General features: G+C 68.3%; 14 protein-coding genes. 5 read left to right on the forward strand and 9 right to left on the reverse strand.

Annotation, left to right across the window (positions count from 1 at the left end; all coding sequences use genetic code 11):
• Window positions 1-103 precede the first annotated feature (103 nt).
• Both SJY11_RS01340 and SJY11_RS01345 read right to left on the reverse strand, forming a co-directional pair.
• The gene (locus SJY11_RS01340; protein ID WP_376984678.1) at window positions 104-1,468 is read right to left on the reverse strand and encodes a nucleotide sugar dehydrogenase; all 1,365 of its coding nucleotides are present in this window, start codon (window positions 1,466-1,468) and stop codon (window positions 104-106) included.
• Between the two features lie 205 nt (window positions 1,469-1,673).
• Window positions 1,674-2,276, reverse strand: a complete 603-nt coding sequence (locus tag SJY11_RS01345; protein ID WP_376984679.1) for an HAD family hydrolase — start codon at window positions 2,274-2,276, stop codon at window positions 1,674-1,676.
• Between the two features lie 110 nt (window positions 2,277-2,386).
• Between SJY11_RS01345 and SJY11_RS01350 the strand changes: the two genes are divergently transcribed.
• On the forward strand, window positions 2,387-3,274 hold the full coding sequence (locus tag SJY11_RS01350; RefSeq protein WP_376984680.1) for a protein-methionine-sulfoxide reductase heme-binding subunit MsrQ: 888 nt from the start codon (window positions 2,387-2,389) through the stop codon (window positions 3,272-3,274).
• Window positions 3,275-3,337: 63 nt separating this feature from the next.
• Complete coding sequence (locus tag SJY11_RS01355) at window positions 3,338-5,053, forward strand: MFS transporter (protein WP_376984681.1); 1,716 nt, start codon at window positions 3,338-3,340, stop codon at window positions 5,051-5,053.
• A gap of 6 nt (window positions 5,054-5,059) precedes the next feature.
• Here the strand turns inward: SJY11_RS01355 and SJY11_RS01360 are convergent, their stop codons facing one another.
• Window positions 5,060-5,857: an undecaprenyl-diphosphate phosphatase gene (locus tag SJY11_RS01360; protein WP_376984682.1), complete on the reverse strand. Its 798-nt coding sequence runs from the start codon at window positions 5,855-5,857 to the stop codon at window positions 5,060-5,062.
• Window positions 5,858-6,097: 240 nt separating this feature from the next.
• On the opposite strand from SJY11_RS01360, the gene SJY11_RS01365 reads away from it, so the two are divergent.
• The 3 genes from SJY11_RS01365 to SJY11_RS01375 are packed head-to-tail and all read left to right on the forward strand — an operon-like array spanning window position 6,098 to window position 8,786.
• Window positions 6,098-6,790 (forward strand): glutathione S-transferase family protein, encoded by a 693-nt coding sequence (locus SJY11_RS01365; RefSeq protein WP_376984683.1) that lies wholly within the window; start codon window positions 6,098-6,100, stop codon window positions 6,788-6,790.
• A complete protein-coding gene (gene queG / locus SJY11_RS01370; RefSeq protein ID WP_376984684.1) occupies window positions 6,688-7,926 on the forward strand; it encodes a tRNA epoxyqueuosine(34) reductase QueG in 1,239 nt (412 codons plus the stop codon). The genes SJY11_RS01365 and queG overlap by 103 nt, the downstream gene beginning before the upstream one ends.
• Complete coding sequence (locus SJY11_RS01375) at window positions 7,923-8,786, forward strand: SDR family oxidoreductase (protein ID WP_376984685.1); 864 nt, start codon at window positions 7,923-7,925, stop codon at window positions 8,784-8,786. The genes queG and SJY11_RS01375 overlap by 4 nt, the downstream gene beginning before the upstream one ends.
• Window positions 8,787-8,801: 15 nt before the next feature.
• Here SJY11_RS01375 and olsB read toward each other — a convergent pair whose 3' ends face one another.
• The 6 genes from olsB to msrA form a co-directional block, all read right to left on the reverse strand.
• Window positions 8,802-9,761, reverse strand: a complete 960-nt coding sequence (gene olsB, locus SJY11_RS01380; protein ID WP_376984686.1) for a l-ornithine N(alpha)-acyltransferase — start codon at window positions 9,759-9,761, stop codon at window positions 8,802-8,804.
• A gap of 103 nt (window positions 9,762-9,864) precedes the next feature.
• Window positions 9,865-11,946, reverse strand: a complete 2,082-nt coding sequence (locus SJY11_RS01385) for an ATP-binding protein (RefSeq protein ID WP_376984687.1) — start codon at window positions 11,944-11,946, stop codon at window positions 9,865-9,867.
• Between the two features lie 115 nt (window positions 11,947-12,061).
• Window positions 12,062-13,600 carry a YifB family Mg chelatase-like AAA ATPase gene (locus tag SJY11_RS01390; RefSeq protein WP_376984688.1) on the reverse strand — a complete coding sequence of 513 codons (1,539 nt, stop codon included), beginning with the start codon at window positions 13,598-13,600 and terminating at the stop codon, window positions 12,062-12,064.
• 69 nt (window positions 13,601-13,669) lie between these two features.
• Window positions 13,670-15,832, reverse strand: a complete 2,163-nt coding sequence (locus tag SJY11_RS01395; RefSeq protein WP_376984689.1) for a TRAP transporter permease — start codon at window positions 15,830-15,832, stop codon at window positions 13,670-13,672.
• A gap of 174 nt (window positions 15,833-16,006) precedes the next feature.
• Complete coding sequence (locus tag SJY11_RS01400; protein WP_376984690.1) at window positions 16,007-16,987, reverse strand: TAXI family TRAP transporter solute-binding subunit; 981 nt, start codon at window positions 16,985-16,987, stop codon at window positions 16,007-16,009.
• A 223-nt stretch (window positions 16,988-17,210) separates the two neighbouring features.
• On the reverse strand, window positions 17,211-17,870 hold the full coding sequence (gene msrA, locus SJY11_RS01405; RefSeq protein ID WP_376984691.1) for a peptide-methionine (S)-S-oxide reductase MsrA: 660 nt from the start codon (window positions 17,868-17,870) through the stop codon (window positions 17,211-17,213).
• Between the last annotated feature and the right edge of the window lie 53 nt (window positions 17,871-17,923).

Genomic DNA, 17,923 nt, shown 5'->3' on the forward strand with positions numbered 1-17,923 from the left:
AGGCGGCCCAACCCGCAGCCGGCTTCCCTCCCGCAATCTCTCCCACCTGCCCGACCCGCGGTTTGCCAGACGCTGGCTCGTCCTGACAATCCACCAGGTCGGGCTAGGCCTTGACGATATGAGGGCGCTGCAGGCCCGCCCGGTGGCAGACGTTCCGGGTGTCGAGGACGAGGGGGACGGCATCGACCAGAGCGGCATAGTCCACGCCGTCATGGTCGGTGGCGATCAGGGCGGCGTCATAGCCGCCGCTGAGCGCCTCATGCCAGGACACGCCACGCCGACCATGCAAGCTGGCATGCTCACGCATCGGCGGCAGCTGCGCCACGAAGGGGTCGTGGAAATCGACGGTCGCCCCCCTGCCCTCGATCAACTCGATCAGGCTGAGCGCCGGGCTCTCGCGCACATCGTCGACATTCTTCTTGTAGGCGACGCCCAGCACGAGGATGCGCGAGCCGTTGAATCCGCGCCGATGGATCTGGTCGAGCGCTTCGCCCAACCGCGCCAGGACATAGCGCGGCATCGCGGTGTTGACCTCCCCGGCAAGCTCGACGAAGCGGGTGGAGAGACCGAATTCGCGCGCCTTCCAGGTCAGGTAGAACGGATCGATCGGGATGCAATGGCCACCGAGCCCGGGGCCGGGATAGAAGGGCATATAGCCGAAAGGCTTGGTCTTGGCGGCCTCGATCACCTCCCAGACATCGATACCCATGGCGTCGAAGACGACCTTGAGCTCGTTGACCAGCGCGATATTGACCGCCCGGAAAATGTTTTCGGTCAGTTTCACGGCCTCGGCCGTCTCGATGGTCGAAACCGGCACGGTGTGCTGCACCACCTCGCCATAGAGCGCCAGCGCCATCCTGAGCGCATCAGGACCGTCGCCACCGACCACTTTCGGGATCGCGGCAGTCGCGAAATCGGCATTTCCGGGGTCCTCGCGCTCCGGCGAATAGGCCAGGAAGAAATCGCGACCCGAGATCAGCCCGCCCTTCTCCAGGATCGGCTTCATCACCTCGGCCACGGTGCCGGGATAGGTCGTGCTTTCGAGCACGATCAGCTGGCCCGGCCGCAGGGTCCTGGCGATCTGGCGGGTGGTCTCGGCGACGTAGCTGAGATCGGGCTCGCGCTGGCGGGTCAGCGGCGTCGGCACGCAGACCAGGATCGCGTCCATCTCGCCGAGCCGGGAGAAATCCGTGGTGGCATCGAACCGGCCCTGCGCGCGGAAGGCGGCGAGCCCGGCGCCGTCGATGTGCCGGATATAGGAGCGCCCGGCCGCCAACGCCTCGATCTTGGACGGGTCGATGTCGAAGCCGAGCACGCAGTGCCCGCTGGCGGCGATGGCTTGCGCCAGCGGCAACCCGACATAACCCAGCCCGATGATGCCGACGCGAGACCGGCCTTTTCGGAATCGCTCTTCGAGAACGGCAGCGTCGACGAGCGCCCCATTCCCGAGAGCCGAGGTATCGATCATGAATGGCATTTCCGATTTCGCTACGACACCTGAGAGAGGCGCGGCCGCATCCGGTAACGCGCCATGCCTATTGCGCGCAAGCAAGGCAGAGAATTGCGCACGGCGCTGGATCGCGCTGAAGATGGCAGGACAATCGCTCGCACATCGCGACGCTCTGGCCCGGAGAGAAGGCGGGGCCTTTCGAGCGATCCTCCGACCCCCGTTGTCAGAAGGCGACGCCGTGGCGGGACAGTTCCGCCCGCAGGTCGATCGGCTCGACGAAATGGACGCCCTTCATGCCGAGCTGGCGGGCGGTTTCGATATTGCGGGCGCTGTCGTCGACGAAGATGCAGTCCGCGGCGGCGAGATCATAGCGCTCCAGCAGAATGTGGAAGATCGCCGGATCGGGCTTGATCACGCGTTCATGCGCGGAAACGACCACGCCGTCGAAGCTCTGCAGGAAAGGGAAGCGGATCAGACACTCGGCCCATTTCTCGCGCGAGAAATTGGTGATGGCGTAGACCTTGTCGCCGCGCCCCTTCATTTCCTCCAGCACGGAGACGCTGTCTTCGATCAGGCCGGGCACGGCCTCGTGCCAGCGCTCGTCATAGGCGCGGATCTGGCTTTCCCATTCCGGGTGGCTGGCGACGAGCAGGGCGACGCCCTCCTCCCAGCTGCGGCCGCGATCCTGCTCGAGATTCCAGGCGGCGGTGCAGACGTTCTGCAGGAACCAGGCGCGCTTCTCGTCATCGGGAATCATCTCGCGATAGACCCGGAAAGGGTCCCAGCGGATCAGGACGTTGCCGACATCGAAAACGACGGTGGGCATGATGGGCTTCCATGAGCAGAGTGGCGCTCACGGGCTTGTGTGCGCCTGCGTGAGACAAATGCCCGAACTCTCGCGTATCGCAAGCAGCCGCTGCAAGATTGGAGGGCACAATGACGCAATGGTTGCCATGGCTGGACCGGCAGGGGCGCCTGTCGGGCCTGCGGCTGGGCGTCTTCGTGCTGGTGCTGGTGCCGGCCGCGATCCTCGCTTTTGAGGCCTGGACGGGGCAGCTCGGCTCCAAGCCCTGGACGCGGGCGGTCCACGACACCGGCACCTGGTCGGTGCGTCTGCTGCTGGTGACCCTGGCGATCTCGCCGCTGCGGCGCATCCTCGACTGGAGCAAGCTCATCGGCGTGCGCCGGATGCTGGGGCTCTCGGTGCTGGCCTATGCCACGGCGCATCTCGCGCTCTACTGCATCGACCTCGCCTTCGACTGGGGCCTGATCATCTCCGAGATCGTCAAGCGCTTCTATCTGCTCGTCGGCATCACCGCGCTGGCGGGGCTCGTCGCGCTGGGCGCGACCTCGACCGACGGCATGATCCGGCGGCTGGGAACGCGGCGCTGGCAGACGCTCCACAATCTCGTCCATCCGATCATGCTGCTCGCCCTGCTGCATTTCGCCCTGCAGTCCAAGATCGACGTGACGCAGCCGGCGCTGATGATCGGGCTCTTCGCCCTGCTGATCGTCTATCGCGGGCTGGAGCGGCTGAAAGTGGCCCCGACGACCCCGGTGCTGGTCGCAGCCGCTTTGGCGACGGGTCTGGTGACGGCGCTGTGCGAGACAGCCTGGTATGCCTTCGCGACGGGGGCTTCGGCCTGGCTCGTCTTCCAGGCCAATGCCGATGTCGTGGTCTATCAGGATCTCACCGCCCTGCGGCCGGGCCATTGGGTCGCTCTCGCCGGGCTGGCGGTTGCGCTTTGCGGGGCCTTCCGCCGCCGCGGCGACCGGCCGGAGCGCCGCGGCCGGGCGGGCACGCCGGCGGGCGCGGTGTCCTGATGCAAGCCGGCCCCGCGCGCAATCACGGTTGGCAGGCCGGGGGCGAGGCTCTAACCCTATGGCATGCCTGACGATCCCCAAGCTCAGCCGACAGCCGACGTAGCGCGGGCCGAGCTCGCGGCCGAGGGGGTCGCCCCGGATCCGGGGCGCAATTCGCCCTTCGTGCCGCTGCGCCAGCCGATCTTCCGGGCTGTTTGGTTCGCCAGCCTCGCCTCGAATTTCGGCGGGCTCGTCCAGATGGTCGGCGCCTCCTGGATGATGACGGCGATCGCCGATTCACCTGATATGGTCGCCCTCGTGCAGGCCTCGACGACCCTGCCGGTGATGCTGTTCTCGCTCGCCGCCGGTGCGATCTCCGACAATTACGACCGCCGGCGCATCATGCTGACGGCGCAGGGCTTCATGCTGGCGGTCTCGATCCTGCTGGCGGTCTTCGCCTGGTTCGAGCTGATGACGCCCTGGCTGCTGCTCGGCTTCACCTTCCTGATCGGCTGCGGCACGGCGCTGAACAACCCGGCCTGGCAATCCTCGGTCGGGGACATGGTGCCGCGCCGCGACGTGCCGGCCGCGGTGACGCTGAACAGCGTCGCCTTCAACATCGCGCGCAGCGTCGGCCCGGCGATCGGCGGCGCCATCGTCGCGGCGGCGGGCGCGGTCGCGGCTTTCGTGCTCAACGCCTTCAGCTATGTCGCGCTGATCACCGTGCTGGCGCGCTGGCGGCCCCCCAAGGTGGAGCGCGTGCTGCCGCGCGAGACGCTGCTGATCGCGATGGGGGCCGGCGTGCGCTATGTCGCGATGTCGCCCAATATCCGCAGCGTCATCCTGCGCTCCTTCGCCTTCGGCTTCGGCGGCATCGTGGCGCTGGCGCTGCTGCCGCTGATCGCGCGCGATCTGGTCAAGGGCGGCCCGATCGTGTTCGGCGTCCTGCTCGGCGCCTTTGGTGCCGGCGCCGTGGTCGGCGCCTTCCTCAGTGCGAGGCTGCGCAGGGTCCTGACCACGGAGGCGCTGGTTCGGGCGACCTTCGCCGCCTATGCGACATCCGCCGCGCTTCTGGGCATCAGCACGACGATGTGGCTGACGATGCCCGCGCTCGCCGTCGCCGGTGCCTGCTGGGTGATGACGCTGTCCACCTTCAACGCGACGGTCCAGCTCTCGGCACCGCGCTGGGTGGTGGGCCGCGCTCTGGCGATCTACCAGATGGCGGCCTTCGGCGGGATGGCATCGGGCAGTTGGGTCTGGGGCCAGGCCGTGCTGCATTTCGGCGCGGAGCAGGCGCTCATCATCTCGGCCTTCGCGCTGCTGGCGGGTGCCGCACTCGGCCTGCGCTACCAGCTGCCACCGCTGGAGGCGCTCAATCTGGACCCGCTCAGCCGCTGGCGCGAGCCGAAGGTCGCCGTCGGCATCGAGCCCCGCAGCGGGCCGGTGATCGTGACGATCGAATGGCTGATCCGCGAGGAGGACGTGGTCGAGTTCCTCAAGGCGATGGCGGAGCGCCGCCGCATCCGTCGGCGCGACGGGGCGCGGCACTGGACGCTGCTGCGCGACCTGACCGATCCGGAGCTCTGGGTCGAGCGCTACGACACACCGACCTGGGTCGAATATGTGCGCCAGGCCCAGCGCATCACCCAGGCCGACGCCGAAATCGCCGACCGGGTGCGGGCCCTGCACAAGGGCCCCAATCCCCCCGTCGTCCACCGCATGATCGAGCGCGAGACGGCGACGCTGCCGCGCGGCCTGCCCCCGCAACAGAACCGGGACGCGCAGAGCGAAACGGGCTGAGGCGGCTCAGCCGTGGATCCAGAGCCCGGCGAGCCCGAACAGCCCGACGATGATCCGCCACCAGGCGAAGGGGGCAAAGCCGCGCTTCGAGACGAAGTCGAGGAAGCTGCGCACCACGATCAGGGCCGCAACGAAGGCCGCCACGAACCCGACCGCGATCAGCGTGACGTCGTCCACCGTCAGCGTCTTGTAGCTCTTGAGCAGATCGTAGGCGAAGGCGCCCGCCATGGTCGGCATGGCCAGGAAGAAGGAAAACTCCGCCGCGGCGCGCTTGCTGGCACCCAGCAGCATGGCGCCGACGATGGTCGAGCCCGAGCGGGAGACACCGGGCACCATCGCCAGGCACTGGATCAGCCCGATCTTCAGATACATCGCCAGCGGGAAGGTGGTGGCGTCCTGGTGTTTCTCCTCCAGCTCCAGATCATCGACCACGAGCAGGATCAGGCCGCCGGCGATCAGCGTGCAGCAGACGATCACGGGATTGAACAGCACGCTCTTGATGAAGCCGTGCAGCAGCGCGCCGATCAGCGCCGCCGGCAGGAAGGCGACGAGCACGCCCAGCACGAAACGCCGTGCCGCCGGATCGCTCGGGATGCGCAGAGCGATGTCGAGCAGGCGGCGGAAATAGACCAGCGTGATCGCCAGGATGGCGCCGAGCTGGACCAGCACCTCGAAGGACTTTCCATTCGATTCGAAACCGAGGAAGTGGCCGAGCAGGAGCAGGTGCCCGGTGGAGGAGACCGGCAGGAACTCGGTCAGCCCCTCGACGATCCCGAGGATGAGCGCCTCGAACAGGTTTTCCATGGCGGCTCGTCCTCGTCGGTCCGGGCTATGCCCGGCACTCGTCCAGCTCCGCATCGATAGGCGCAGCTCTTTGCGAATTGGTTACCAAAACCCGAACCAGAACCCTGCAATTCGCCGTTATGGCCGCTGGGCGGGTTGTGAGCCTCACCGGGCCGCCTTATAGCGGCGCGCTGCGCCTTTCCCGACGTCTTTTTGTCCTGCGGCCCTGCTTCGGCCCCACCTGCCTGTTTCATGAGTGCCATGGCGACGCTTCATCACTATCCGCTATGTCCGCATTCGCGCTTCATCCGCCTGGTGCTCGGCGAGTTCGGCCTCGAGGCGACCCTGGTCGAGGAGCGCGTCTGGGAGCGACGGCGCGATTTCCTGGAAATGAACCCGGCCGGCACGACGCCGGTATTCCGCGAGGAGACCGGGCTCGCCGTGCCCGGTGCCGGCCCGATCGCCGAATATCTCGACGAGACGCGGGGGCTGGCGCTGGCAGAGCGGCGGCTTTTGCCGGAAGGGCCGGGCCCGCGCGTCGAGGTGCGCCGCCTTCTGGACTGGTTCTCGATCAAGTTCAACGAGGAGATCACCGCGCCGCTCGTGCTGGAAAAGGTGATGAAGCGCTTCATGGGCCGCGAGGAGGGCGGCGGCCCGCCGGAGATGAGCGCGATCCGCGCCGCGCGTTCCAATGTGCGCTATCATCTGCGCTACATCGCCTGGCTGACGGCCAAGCGGAACTGGCTGGCCGGCTCCGAGCTGAGCTATGCCGACCTCGCCGCGGCGGCGCATCTCTCCTGCGTCGACTATCTCGGCGACGTGCCCTGGGACGAGGATGAAGCGGCGCGCGCATGGTATGCGAGGATCAAGTCGAGGCCGAGCTTCCGGCCGCTGCTGAGCGACCGGGTGCCGGGCATGGCGCCGAGCGCCCATTACGACAACCTCGACTTCTGAAGCCCGAGCGCCTCAAGCAGGCGGTCGTCGCCCGCGCTCTCGCTGAGGGCTTCTCCGTGGCGCGGGTGGCCTCGGCCGACTCGATCCCGGAGGCACCCGGCCGGCTCGCGGCCTGGCTGGAGCAGGGCCACCAGGGCGAGATGGCCTGGATGGAGGAGCGCACGGATCAGCGCGCCGCACCGCGCCGACTCTGGAGCGAGGCTCGCTCGGTGGTGATGCTCGGCATGAGCTATGCGCCCGAGAGCGATCCGCTGGCGGTGCTCGGCCATCCCGATAGGGCCGCGATCTCGCTCTATGCGCGCCGGCGCGACTATCACGAGGTGATCAAGGGCAAGCTCAAGAGCGTCGCCGGGCTGCTCGCGGCGCAGGGCGGGGCCGACGTCAAGGTCTTCGTCGACACCGCGCCGGTGATGGAAAAGCCGCTGGCGCAGGCGGCCGGGCTCGGCTGGCAGGGCAAGCACACCGTTCTGGTCTCGCGCGAGCACGGTTCCTGGCTGTTTCTCGGCGCGATCTACACCACAGCCGATCTGCCCGTGGACGAGCCGGAAACAGACCATTGCGGGTCCTGCCGGCGCTGTCTCGACATCTGCCCCACTGACGCCTTTCCGGCGCCCTACCAGCTCGATTCGCGCCGCTGCATCGCCTATCTGACGATCGAGCATCCCGGCCATATCGACCCCGCCTTAAGGCCAGGGATCGGCAACCGCGTCTTCGGCTGTGACGACTGCCTCGCCGTCTGCCCCTGGAACAAGTTCGCGCAGGCGGCCCGCGAAACACGCCTGTCGCTGCGCGACGAGCTAGATGCGCTGCCGCTGGCCGACCTCGCCGGCCTCGACGACGCGGCGTTTCGGGCGCTCTTCGCCGGCACTCCGGTCAAGCGCACGGGGCGCGACCGCTTCACCCGCAATGTGCTGATCGCGATCGGCAACAGCGGCCGACCGGACCTCGCTGCGAGCGCCGTGGCGGTGCTGGCCGACCCCTCGCCGCTGGTGCGGGCGATGGCGGTCTGGGCGCTGATCCGGCTCGATCCGCCGCAGGCCCGCGGCCTTGCCGGCCGGGCGCTCGCCATGGAAAAGGATGAAGAGGTGCGCCGCGAATGGTTGGCGCTCCCGCCTGCCATGGATGCCGCCTCATGAAGCTCCTGATTCTCGGCGTCGGCTATTCCGCCGGCTTCTACGCTCGCGAGGCGCTGGCCCGCGGCTGGGAGGTGACCGGCACGGTGCGCACGGCGGAAAAGGCGGAGCGGCTGAGCCGCGAGGGCCTGCGCATGCTCGTCTTCGACGGCTCGGAGGTCTCCACGCCACTGGCGGCGGCGGTCGCCGAGGCGGAAGCCGTGCTGGTCTCGGTGCAGCCGGGCGAGGCCGGTGATCCGGCGTTCCACACGCTCGGCCCGGCGCTGGAAGCGGCGCCCGCCTTGCGCTGGATCGGCTATCTCTCAACCATTGGCGTCTATGGCGACCATGACGGCGCCTGGATCGACGAGGCGACCGCGCCGCGGCCGAGCTTCCGTTCGCGGCTGCGCCTGCAGATCGAGCGCGACTGGCTGGCGCTGGGCGAGCGGAGCGGCAAGGCCGTGCAGATCTTCCGGCTCTCGGGCATCTACGGGCCCGGCCGCAATCCGATCGTGAAGCTGCGGACGGGAACCGCGACGCGGCTGGTCAAGCCGGGACAAGTGTTCAACCGCATCCATGTCGACGATATCGCGGGCATCCTGATGGCCTCGATCGCCGCGCCACGTCCCGGTGCGATCTACAACGTCACAGATGACGAGCCCGCGCCGCCGCAGGATGTCGTGGTCCATGCTGCGGCGCTGGCGGGGCTGACACCGCCACCGGAGACGCCGTTCGACCCGGCGAAGCTCTCTCCCATGGCGGCGAGCTTCTATGGTGAAAACAAGCGCGTCTCGAACGCGCTGGTGAAACGCGAATTCGGCTACGCCTTCCGCTACCCGACCTATCGCGAGGCGCTGCCGGTTCTGCTGGCCGGTGGGGACTGAGCCCCGCCCGCGCGCTCACGCGGCGTAGCGCTGCCCTTCATCGCCGTAATAGGCGACGTAACGCTGGTCGATCGCCTCCACGGGGAGGATGACCAGGACGTCGGTGGTCCCGAACTGGCGGTCGATCACGGCGCCGGTGCCGAAGCGGGCGCCGAGCCGCAGATAACCCTTGATCAGCGGTGGCATCTGCTTCAGGGCGAGCTTGGCATCGACCATCGACGCCGGCAAAAGACCCATATCGACCCGCTGGTTGCCATGGGCCGTCGCGCTCCACTCGCCGGCGGAGCGGGCATGGTGGTGCAGGAAGCTCAAGGGCAGGGCCAGGGTCTGCGGATCCGTGCCGTCGAAGCTGGCGCAGCCGAACATCGCGTCGATCCGGTGATGGCGGATATAGGCCCAGATGCCGTGCCAGAGCAGCTCAACCGTCTTCTTGCTGCGATAGGGCTCGAGCACGCAGGAACGGCCGAGTTCGAGGAAACGTTTGCCCGGATGACGCGCGAGCAGCGGGGCGAGATCGAACTCGCCCTGGGTGTAGAAGCCGCCCAGCCGCTCGGCCGCGCCCTGCCGCATCAGCCGGTAGGTGCCGACGATCTTCGGCTTCACGCCGCCGAAGCGGCCGCGCGCGGCGTGATCGATGACCAGCAGATGGTCGCAAGCCGCGTCGAAACGGTCGGCGTCGCGACGGAACATGCGCGACACGGCATCGGGCCGCGCCGACATTTCCTGGTAGAATACTCGGTAGCGCAGGCGCTGGGCCCGCCAGATCTCGGCCGGCCCCCGGGCCAGCCTGACCTCGAGGGTGCCGCTGCGGCCGAGGCTCCCCGAGAGCGGAGCTGGCTCTGCAGTCTGGCGCCCGAAGCGAAGGATTGTCTCGCTGCCGATCAGTCGAAGCGGAGACAGGCGAGAGAACAGCAGGCCTCCAACAGGCCCATGACGAGCCGGCTCAGCCTGATGTGCGTGGAGCTCGGGTGCCATCGCTCGCCTTGTCTGCCAGGTCGCAGTTTTCCGCAACATTGCAGAAATGCACCATGGTTCTGACAATCTCGCGACAGAACTGCGGCACGCCGATGACGAACGGTCAGGCCGAGCGATCGATCGGCTGCGGCGCGGCAACGCGATCGAGCCAACGTTGCAGGGCGGCACGATCGAGGGGCTTAGCCAGGCAATCATCCATGCCGGCAGCCAGCGCGGCCGCCCTGTCCCCCTCCGCGACATTGGCGCTGACGGCGATCATGGGCAGGGGCGGCAGATGCGGACGCGCCTGTTCGAGCTCGCGGACGGCGCGGGCCACGGCGAGCCCGTCGAGTTCCGGCATGCGGATATCGAGGAGGACGAGATCGAAGGACGGGCCCGTCCCGGCGAAGCCCTCCGCGACCGCGGCCAGGGCACGGCGCCCGTCACGGGCCCAGATCGCCGCACAGCCGAAACGCTCCAGCGTGCGGGTCGCCAGCAGGGCGTTGATCTCGTTGTCCTCCGCGACCAGCACGGTCAGGCGCGGGCGCAGGATCGAGGAAGGCCCGCTCCCCTGCATATCGACGGGTGCGGCACTCGTCGGACGCGGCGACAGGCGCTGATAGAGCGAGCGGGCCCGGACGGGCTTGACCAGGAAGCCGGTGAAGCCGGCTTCGCGCGGAGACCCGAACTGACGCCGCTCCAGCGGCGAGAGCATGATCAGGCTTTCCCGCACGCCGGCCAGACGCGCGGCTTGAGCGAGAGCGACGGCTCCGTCCCGGCCGATGTCCTGGTCGATCAGGACGGCGCCATAACCGGCATCGGAGCGGAGCAACGCCTGCGCCTGCGCCGCATCGACGGACTGGGTGGCGCTGCCACCGGCCGCCGCGATCGATTCCCGCAGGAAGGCTGCGCCGAAGGGAGCGGCCGAGACGATGAGGACGTGTTTCCCGTGCCATTCCGGCAGGGCGGGCGGTGCCGCGTCCGCGGCCACCATCAAGGGCAGCCGCACGCGGAAGACCGAGCCGCCGCCCATCCGGGCCTCGACCCAGACCGAGCCGCCCATCAGCCCGACGAGGCGACGCACGATGGCGAGGCCCAGACCGGTGCCCTCATGGCTCCGGGCCGAGGAATTGTCCGCCTGCTCGAACTCCTCGAAGATCGCCAGGCGGCGGTCCTCGGGAACGCCCGGACCTGTATCGGCGACCTCGATGTCGACGAGATCTCCCTCGCGACCGATCCGGATGCCGACGCCGCCGCGATCGGTGAACTTGATGGCGTTGCCGACGAGATTGAGCAGAATCTGGCGCAGGCGATCGCGGTCGCCGACGAAATGGGTCGGCATGTCCGGAGACAGATGCGCCGCGAGCTCGATGCCCTTGGCCTGGGCGCGCGGCGCCATCAGTTCCGAGACGGTCTCCAGCAACAGGCCTACGTCGAACCGCTCCTGCGCGAGTTCGAGCTTCCCGGCCTCGACCTTGGCGAAGTCGAGAATATCATCGACGAGGCCGAGCAGCGCCTCACCCGATGTCCGCAGCGCGCGGACATAGGTCGCCTGCTCGGGTTCGAGCCCGGTGTCGCCGAGCAGATCGGCCATGCCGAGGATGCCGTTGAGCGGTGTCCGGAACTCGTGGCTGACGGTCGCGAGGAAACGGGACTTGGCCTCGTTGGCGCTCTCGGCGCGGGCGCGGGCCTCGACCAGTTCCTGTTCGGCGGCGATGCGGGCGGTGATGTCGCGCCCAACCCTCTGCAGCACGCTCTGACCCAGCGCCACGGGGACGACCGTCTCGACCCAGGAGATCCAGCGTTCGCCCTCCGGCGTCGCCACACATTCGTCGAAGACGCGCGCCCCGCCCTCCAGCGCCAGGGCCGGCCGGCTGGCGATGCATCGAGGCTGCGCGACCGAGCCGACGATTTGCGTCTCGTCGAGCCCGAGCAAGGCGGCAAAGGCCGCATTGGCATAGACGATGCGCGCGCCGTCGCGCCGCACGATCAGGTCGCCCTGCGCCTCGATCAGGCTGCGGTAATGCTCCTCGCTGTCGGCGAGCACCCAGAGCCGGTCGTTCAGCGCCTCGACGTCTCCCGCCAGTTCGGCCGCCTGACGGACGATCCGGTCGCGCTGACGCAGCAGCATCAGCGTGGCGCCACCCGCAAACAGCGCGAGCGCGATCACTGAGAGAGCAGCCCAGGTCGTGGCGAGAGATCCCATGGCGCCGACCCTAGCGAAGGCGCGTTGAGGAACCGTTGGGAACAACGACAAATCAGAGGGATCGCGGCAGGGAATTCGTTAACCTTCGCAGGAGCCTGCGCGGTCCCGCGCTGCTTCAGGCCGCCTGCGCGACCTGGTCGCCCCGCGCCCGATAGGACAGGGCTTCGGCGAGGTGGATCCGGCCGACCTTCGCCTCCCCGTCGAGGTCCGCCAATGTGCGCGCAACCTTGAGGACGCGATGATAAGCCCGTGCGGTCAGGCGCATGGCCTCAGCCGCCTCGCGCAGCAGGGCCAGCCCCGCATTGTCGGGCCGGGCGATCTCGTCGAGTACCGGCACCGGACAGCCCGCATTCGTGCTGATCCCGCTCAGCCCGAGCGCCTCGAAGCGCGCCGTCTGGAGGCGCCGCGCCGCGGCGACGCGAGCCGCGACCTCCGAGGAGCCCTCGCTCGCCGCCGGCAGAATGAGGTCGGCAGCGGTCACGGCCGGCACGTCGATGGCGATGTCGATGCGATCCAGCATCGGGCCGGAGATTCGCCCCTGATACTGCGCCATGCAGCGCTCGTTCTGCTGACGCCGGCAGGCGAAGCCGGGCTCGGTCGCCCTGCCGCATCGGCACGGGTTCATCGCCGCGACGAGCTGGAACCGCGCGGGGTAGACGGCGCGGTGATTGGCGCGCGAGATCAGAACCTCGCCGGTTTCCATGGGCTGGCGCAGCGCGTCGAGCGCCTGGGCCTGGAACTCCGGCAGTTCGTCGAGGAAGAGAACGCCGTGATGGGCGAGCGAGATCTCGCCCGGCCTGGCCTGCAGGCCGCCGCCGACCAGCGCGGCCATCGAGGCCGAATGGTGGGGAGCGCGGAAGGGCCGACGGTCGGTCAGCGCGCCGTCGGCGAGGTGTCCCGCGACGGAGAGGATCATCGAGACCTCCAGCAGTTCGCGCGGGCTCAGCGGCGGCAGGATCGAGGGCAGCCGGCTCGCCAGCATCGACTTGCCGGCACCCGGCGGCCCATTCATCAGGAGATTGTGCCCGCCGGCGGCAGCGATCTCGAGCACGCGCTTGGCGCTTTCCTGGCCCTTGATGTCGGCGAGATCGGGCAGCGGGCCGGATGGGCGCGCCACCGCCGGCTCCGGCCGCGCCATCACCTGCGTGCCCTTGAAATGGTTGGCGAGCTGGATCAGCGAGCGCGGCGCAAGGATGTCGATGTCGGCGGCCGCCCAGGCGGCCTCGGGCCCGCAGGCATGCGGGCAGATCAGCCCCTGACCGCGGCCATAGGCGGCGATCGCGGCGGGCAGGACGCCGGCGACCGCGGTGATCGAGCCATCGAGCGCGAGTTCGCCGAGCACGGTGTAGCCCGCCAGCGCGTCCGCAGGAATCGCGCCGATCGCCGCCATCACGGCGAGCGCGATCGGGAGATCGTAATGGCTGCCCTCCTTGGGGAGGTCGGCTGGGGCGAGATTGACCGTGATGCGCTTGGCCGGCAGCGCCAGGCCCGAAGCGATCAGCGCGGAGCGCACCCGCTCCTTGCTCTCGCCGACCGCCTTGTCGGGCAAGCCGACGAGAATGAAATTGACGCCGCCGGGCGTGACCTGAACCTGGACATCGACGGCGCGCGCCTCGATGCCCTCGAACGCCACCGTCGCGACCCGCGTCACCATCAGCGCCACCCCATGACCCGCGAGGAGGCTAGCGGAGCTTCTCGCCCCACGCAAGAACAGATCGGGAACTTACGCCACGATCGCAGCCTTCCGCGCCACGACCTGCCGCAGCAGCACGGGCGCGGCGATGACAAGCCCGATCAGCACGCTCGTCGGCGTCGCCAGGATCATCGGCAGGGCGGCGAGCGCGATCAGCCAGCGCTCCCATTGCGCCAACGGAGCCAGGAACCAGCCGGCGAAAGCGGCCGAGAGCAGGGTGATGCTGGCGATGCAGGAGGCGGTCGAGCCGACGAGCTCGGTCCAGGTGAAGCCCGGCGCCATGATCAGCATCGAGGGTGAGAACACGAAGACGAAGGGTACGAGCACCTTGCCGAGCGCGAGCCGGAAGGCGGTGTTGCCGGTCTTGAAGGGGTCGGCGCCCGCCATGCTCGCGCCCGCATAGGCGGCTATCGCGACCGGCGGCGTGATATCCGCCAGCACGCCATAATAGAACACGAAGAAATGCGCCACGAGCGGGTTGACGCCGAGCATGCCGAGCGCCGGCGCCGCCACTGTGACCATGATGATGTAGTTGGCCGTGGTCGGCACGCCGCAGCCGAGCAGGATGCAGACCAGGCCCGTCAGCAGCAGCGTGAAGAACAGCGTCGCGCTCTTCAGTTCGAACGGGAAGAAGGGGATCAGCTCGGACAAACCGCGTGCCCACTGGTCGGCGAGCGATGTCACGATCCAGGAGATCTTGAAGCCGACGCCGGTCAGCGTGACCACGCCGACGATGATGCCGACGGTCGCCGCGGCCGCGCCCACGCCGATGGCGTATTTCGCGCCGAGGATGAAGGCGTCGATCATGTCGTCGACGCGCTTGCGACCCTCCGTCGACTTCATCAGCACGCCATGGGCCATGACGAGGAAGGCCGCCGCCGTGAAGGCGAAGTTGACGCCGGGCACGCGCAGGAACTCGGTCGGCGCGGCCAGCCCGATCGCCAGCGCAAAGACCAGGGCCGAGGCGGCGCGGTGATGCGCGAGGCCGACGAGCATGCAGCCTGTGATGCCCCAGAAGGCGGCGAGATAGGGCGTGTAGCCGGTGAACAGCACCGTGATCAGCGCAAACAGCGGCGCGATCGTCGGCCAGTCGCGGGCGAAGACCTCCGAGAGCTTCGGCGCGTCGGCATCGGTCATGCCCGCCATGCCGGTCTTTCGCGCCTCGAAATGCACCTGCATCAACACGCCGTAGAAATGCATGAAGGCGGGAATGATCGCCGCGATCACGATCGACGCGTAGGGCAGGTTGAGGAACTCGACCATCAGGAAGGCGGCGGCGCCCATGATCGGCGGCGTGATCTGGCCGCCCGTCGCGGCGGTCGATTCCACGGCCGCCGCGAAATGGCGGCGATAGCCGAGGCGGATCATCATCGGGATCGTCAGCGAGCCAACGGTCACGGTGTTGGCGACCGAGGAGCCCGAGATCATGCCAAACAGCGCCGAGCCGAAGATCGAGACCTTGGCAGGACCGCCGGCATAACGCCCGGCGACGGCCGCAGCGACGCCGAGGAACAGCCTTCCCAGCCCGATGCGGGTGGCGAGCACACCAAATAGCACGAAGTGGAAGACGTAAGTGGCGACGACGCCGAGGGCTACGCCATAGACGCCCTGGCTGGTCAAATAGAGGTGGTTGACGAGGTTCGACCAGGTCGCCCCTGGATGCAGGAAGATGCCGGGAAACCAGTTGCCGAAGATCGCATAGGTCATCGCAAACAACGCGATCAGCGGCAGGCCCCAGCCGATGGCACGGCGCGTCGCCTCGATCATCAGGATGATCGTTATCGAGCCCATGACCACGTCGAGCGTCGAGGGGTTGCCGATACGGAAGACCATGTCCTCGAAGATCCAGGGGACATAGAGGCTGGAGACCGCGACCGCCACGGCGAAGACCCAGTCATAGAGCGGCACGCCGCCCGGGCTCCACAGCGACGAGGCGTGGACCGTGCGGCCCTGGCTCTTGCGGGCCGAGAAGACCAGGAAGATCAGCCCGAGCACGAAGGCGAGGTGGATGCCGCGATGCGTCGTCTCGCGCATCAGGCCGAAGCCTGCGGTGTAGTAATGGAAGGCCGAGAGCGCGAGCAGCAGCCCGCCGACGAGCAGCGCCGTGCCGTGCGGCACCTTGCGGAACTGCATCTCGGGATCGAGTTCTTCCTCGAGCTTGGCGAGTTCGGCGGCGGAAGGCTGGCTGGTCATCGGGAGCGGTTCGCTTGTTGGGGCGAAAATTCACGCGCGCCGTCATTCCGGGCGGAGCAAAGCGGAGACCCGGAATCCATCATAAGGAGCTGGCCCTTGATGGATTCCGGATCGTCGCCGCTTCGCGGCTCGTCCGGGATGACGGCGCGCTTGCTGTGAGCGGTCGGGGCCTGCTTACTTCAGCAGGCCGGCTTCCTTGTAGAAGCGCTCGGCGCCGGGATGCAGCGGAACGCCGAGAAGACCATTGAGCGCGGTCGTCTTCTGGATCGCCTTGCCCTTGGCGTGGCCGGCATCGAGCGCCGCGCGGGTCTTGTCGCTCCAGAGCGCCTTGGTCACGGCATAGACGGTGTCGGCCGAGATCTTGGACGAGGTCACCCAATGAGCGCCGACGGCGACCGTCTTGACCGCGCCGACACCCTTGTAGGTTCCGGCGGGAATCTCGTCGACAGCGAAGAAGGGGAAGTCCTTGGCGAGCTTCTCGGCGGCCGCGCCGGTGATCGGCAGGATGTCGATGCCCGAGCCGGTCGAGGCCAGTTCCGAGATCGCCGCCGCCGGGAAACCGCCGGTGAAGAAGAAGGCATCGACCGAGCCGTCCTTCATCTTCTCGGCCGCCTGGTTGGGCTTGAGATATTCCGGCGTGATGTCCTTCTCGCCGACGCCGAAGGCGGCGAGGATCGCCTTGGCGTTGAGCAGCGTGCCGGAGCCGGGCTCGTCGAGCGAAACCTTCTTGCCCTTCAGGTCGGCGACGCTCTTCACGTTCGAGGCCTTGCGCACGACGAGGTGGACGCTCTCGGGATAGAGGTTGGCGATCGAGCGCAGTTCCTCGACCTTGGGCTTGCCGGCAAAGACGCCGGTGCCGGAATAGGCCCAGAAGGCGACGTCGGCCTGCGCGAAGCCCGATTCCGCCGCGCCGCCGACGATGGCGTTGACGTTGGCGACCGAGCCGTTGGACGCGACGGCGGTCGAAACCAGCTGCGGCGGCGACGAGATCGCGTTCGCGATCAGGCCGCCGATCGGGTAATAGGTGCCGGCCGTGCCGCCGGTGCCGATGCGGAAGAAGGCCGGAGCCTGGGCCAGCGCCAGGCCGGCCGCGAGGGCGGCGCCGCCCAAAGCCAGGCCGGCGACGACGAATTTGGAACGAAGATGCAGTGACATGTCGGTCTCCCCGGTGAGGAGAGGCACTGTCTTGGGCTTTGCCGGGCCGATCAACCGAAAAGTTAAGGCATGGTTATGCCGTCAACACGCGTGCATCAGGGCGCGTCTGCGCCCCCTCCCTGTCCAGCCACAAATCGCCTACGCGGGGATCCGGCTCGTTCCGGCCGGAGCCGCCGACTGCGGCCCACGGCAAGGGCGGTGCCTGTGCTCTGGCCGCGGCTGGTCAGGCGGCCGCGACACCGACCCCGATCGGGCAGGACACGCCGGTGCCGCCCAGCCCGCAATAGCCGGCCGGGTTCTTGGCGAGATATTGCTGATGGCCGGCCTCGGCGAAATAGAACGGCGGCGCGTCGAGGATCTCGGTCGTGATCGGACCATATCCGCGCGCCGCCAGAGCCTGCTGATAATCGGCGCGCGAGCGCTCGGCGACGGCGCGCTGGCTCGCATCCGTGACATAGATGCCCGAGCGATACTGCGTGCCGACATCGTTGCCCTGGCGCATGCCCTGGGTCGGGTCGTGGCTTTCCCAGAAAGCCTTGAGCAGCGCCTCATAAGGCAGCACGGCGGGATCGAAGACCACCAGCACCACCTCGTTATGGCCGGTGCGGCCCGAGCAGACCTCCTCATAGGTCGGGTTCGGCGTGAAGCCCGCGGCATAGCCCACGGCGGTCACCCAGATACCCTCGACCATCTGCCAGAACTTGCGCTCGGCGCCCCAGAAGCAGCCCAGCCCGAAGATCGCCGTCTGCATCCCTTCGGGATAGGGGCCGGCGAGCGGGCGCTGGTTGACGAAGTGGCGTTCGGCAGTCGTGATCGGTGCGTCGCGGCCGGGCAGGGCCTCATGGGCCTCGGGCAGGGAGGTCTTCTTGCGCAGGAAGAACATGGCGGGCTCCATCGCGGTTTCGGATCAGGATATGGGGATGCGGCCCTCATCTT

This window comes from Allobosea sp. R86505, assembly GCF_042466375.1.
GTDB lineage: Bacteria > Pseudomonadota > Alphaproteobacteria > Rhizobiales > Beijerinckiaceae > Allobosea.

What these genes read in the sequence shown, in the direction of transcription:
- msrA (WP_376984691.1), bottom strand. Translation starts at nt 17,870, where the DNA reads ATGTTCTTCCTGCGCAAGAAGACCTCCCTGCCCGAGGCCCATGAGGCC.
- SJY11_RS01365 (WP_376984683.1), top strand. Translation starts at nt 6,098, where the DNA reads ATGGCGACGCTTCATCACTATCCGCTATGTCCGCATTCGCGCTTCATC.
- SJY11_RS01390 (WP_376984688.1), bottom strand. Translation starts at nt 13,600, where the DNA reads ATGGTGACGCGGGTCGCGACGGTGGCGTTCGAGGGCATCGAGGCGCGC.
- SJY11_RS01345 (WP_376984679.1), bottom strand. Translation starts at nt 2,276, where the DNA reads ATGCCCACCGTCGTTTTCGATGTCGGCAACGTCCTGATCCGCTGGGAC.
- SJY11_RS01400 (WP_376984690.1), bottom strand. Translation starts at nt 16,987, where the DNA reads ATGTCACTGCATCTTCGTTCCAAATTCGTCGTCGCCGGCCTGGCTTTG.
- queG (WP_376984684.1), top strand. Translation starts at nt 6,688, where the DNA reads ATGGTATGCGAGGATCAAGTCGAGGCCGAGCTTCCGGCCGCTGCTGAG.
- SJY11_RS01375 (WP_376984685.1), top strand. Translation starts at nt 7,923, where the DNA reads ATGAAGCTCCTGATTCTCGGCGTCGGCTATTCCGCCGGCTTCTACGCT.
- SJY11_RS01355 (WP_376984681.1), top strand. Translation starts at nt 3,338, where the DNA reads ATGCCTGACGATCCCCAAGCTCAGCCGACAGCCGACGTAGCGCGGGCC.
- SJY11_RS01350 (WP_376984680.1), top strand. Translation starts at nt 2,387, where the DNA reads ATGACGCAATGGTTGCCATGGCTGGACCGGCAGGGGCGCCTGTCGGGC.
- olsB (WP_376984686.1), bottom strand. Translation starts at nt 9,761, where the DNA reads ATGGCACCCGAGCTCCACGCACATCAGGCTGAGCCGGCTCGTCATGGG.
- SJY11_RS01385 (WP_376984687.1), bottom strand. Translation starts at nt 11,946, where the DNA reads ATGGGATCTCTCGCCACGACCTGGGCTGCTCTCTCAGTGATCGCGCTC.
- SJY11_RS01395 (WP_376984689.1), bottom strand. Translation starts at nt 15,832, where the DNA reads ATGACCAGCCAGCCTTCCGCCGCCGAACTCGCCAAGCTCGAGGAAGAA.
- SJY11_RS01340 (WP_376984678.1), bottom strand. Translation starts at nt 1,468, where the DNA reads ATGATCGATACCTCGGCTCTCGGGAATGGGGCGCTCGTCGACGCTGCC.
- SJY11_RS01360 (WP_376984682.1), bottom strand. Translation starts at nt 5,857, where the DNA reads ATGGAAAACCTGTTCGAGGCGCTCATCCTCGGGATCGTCGAGGGGCTG.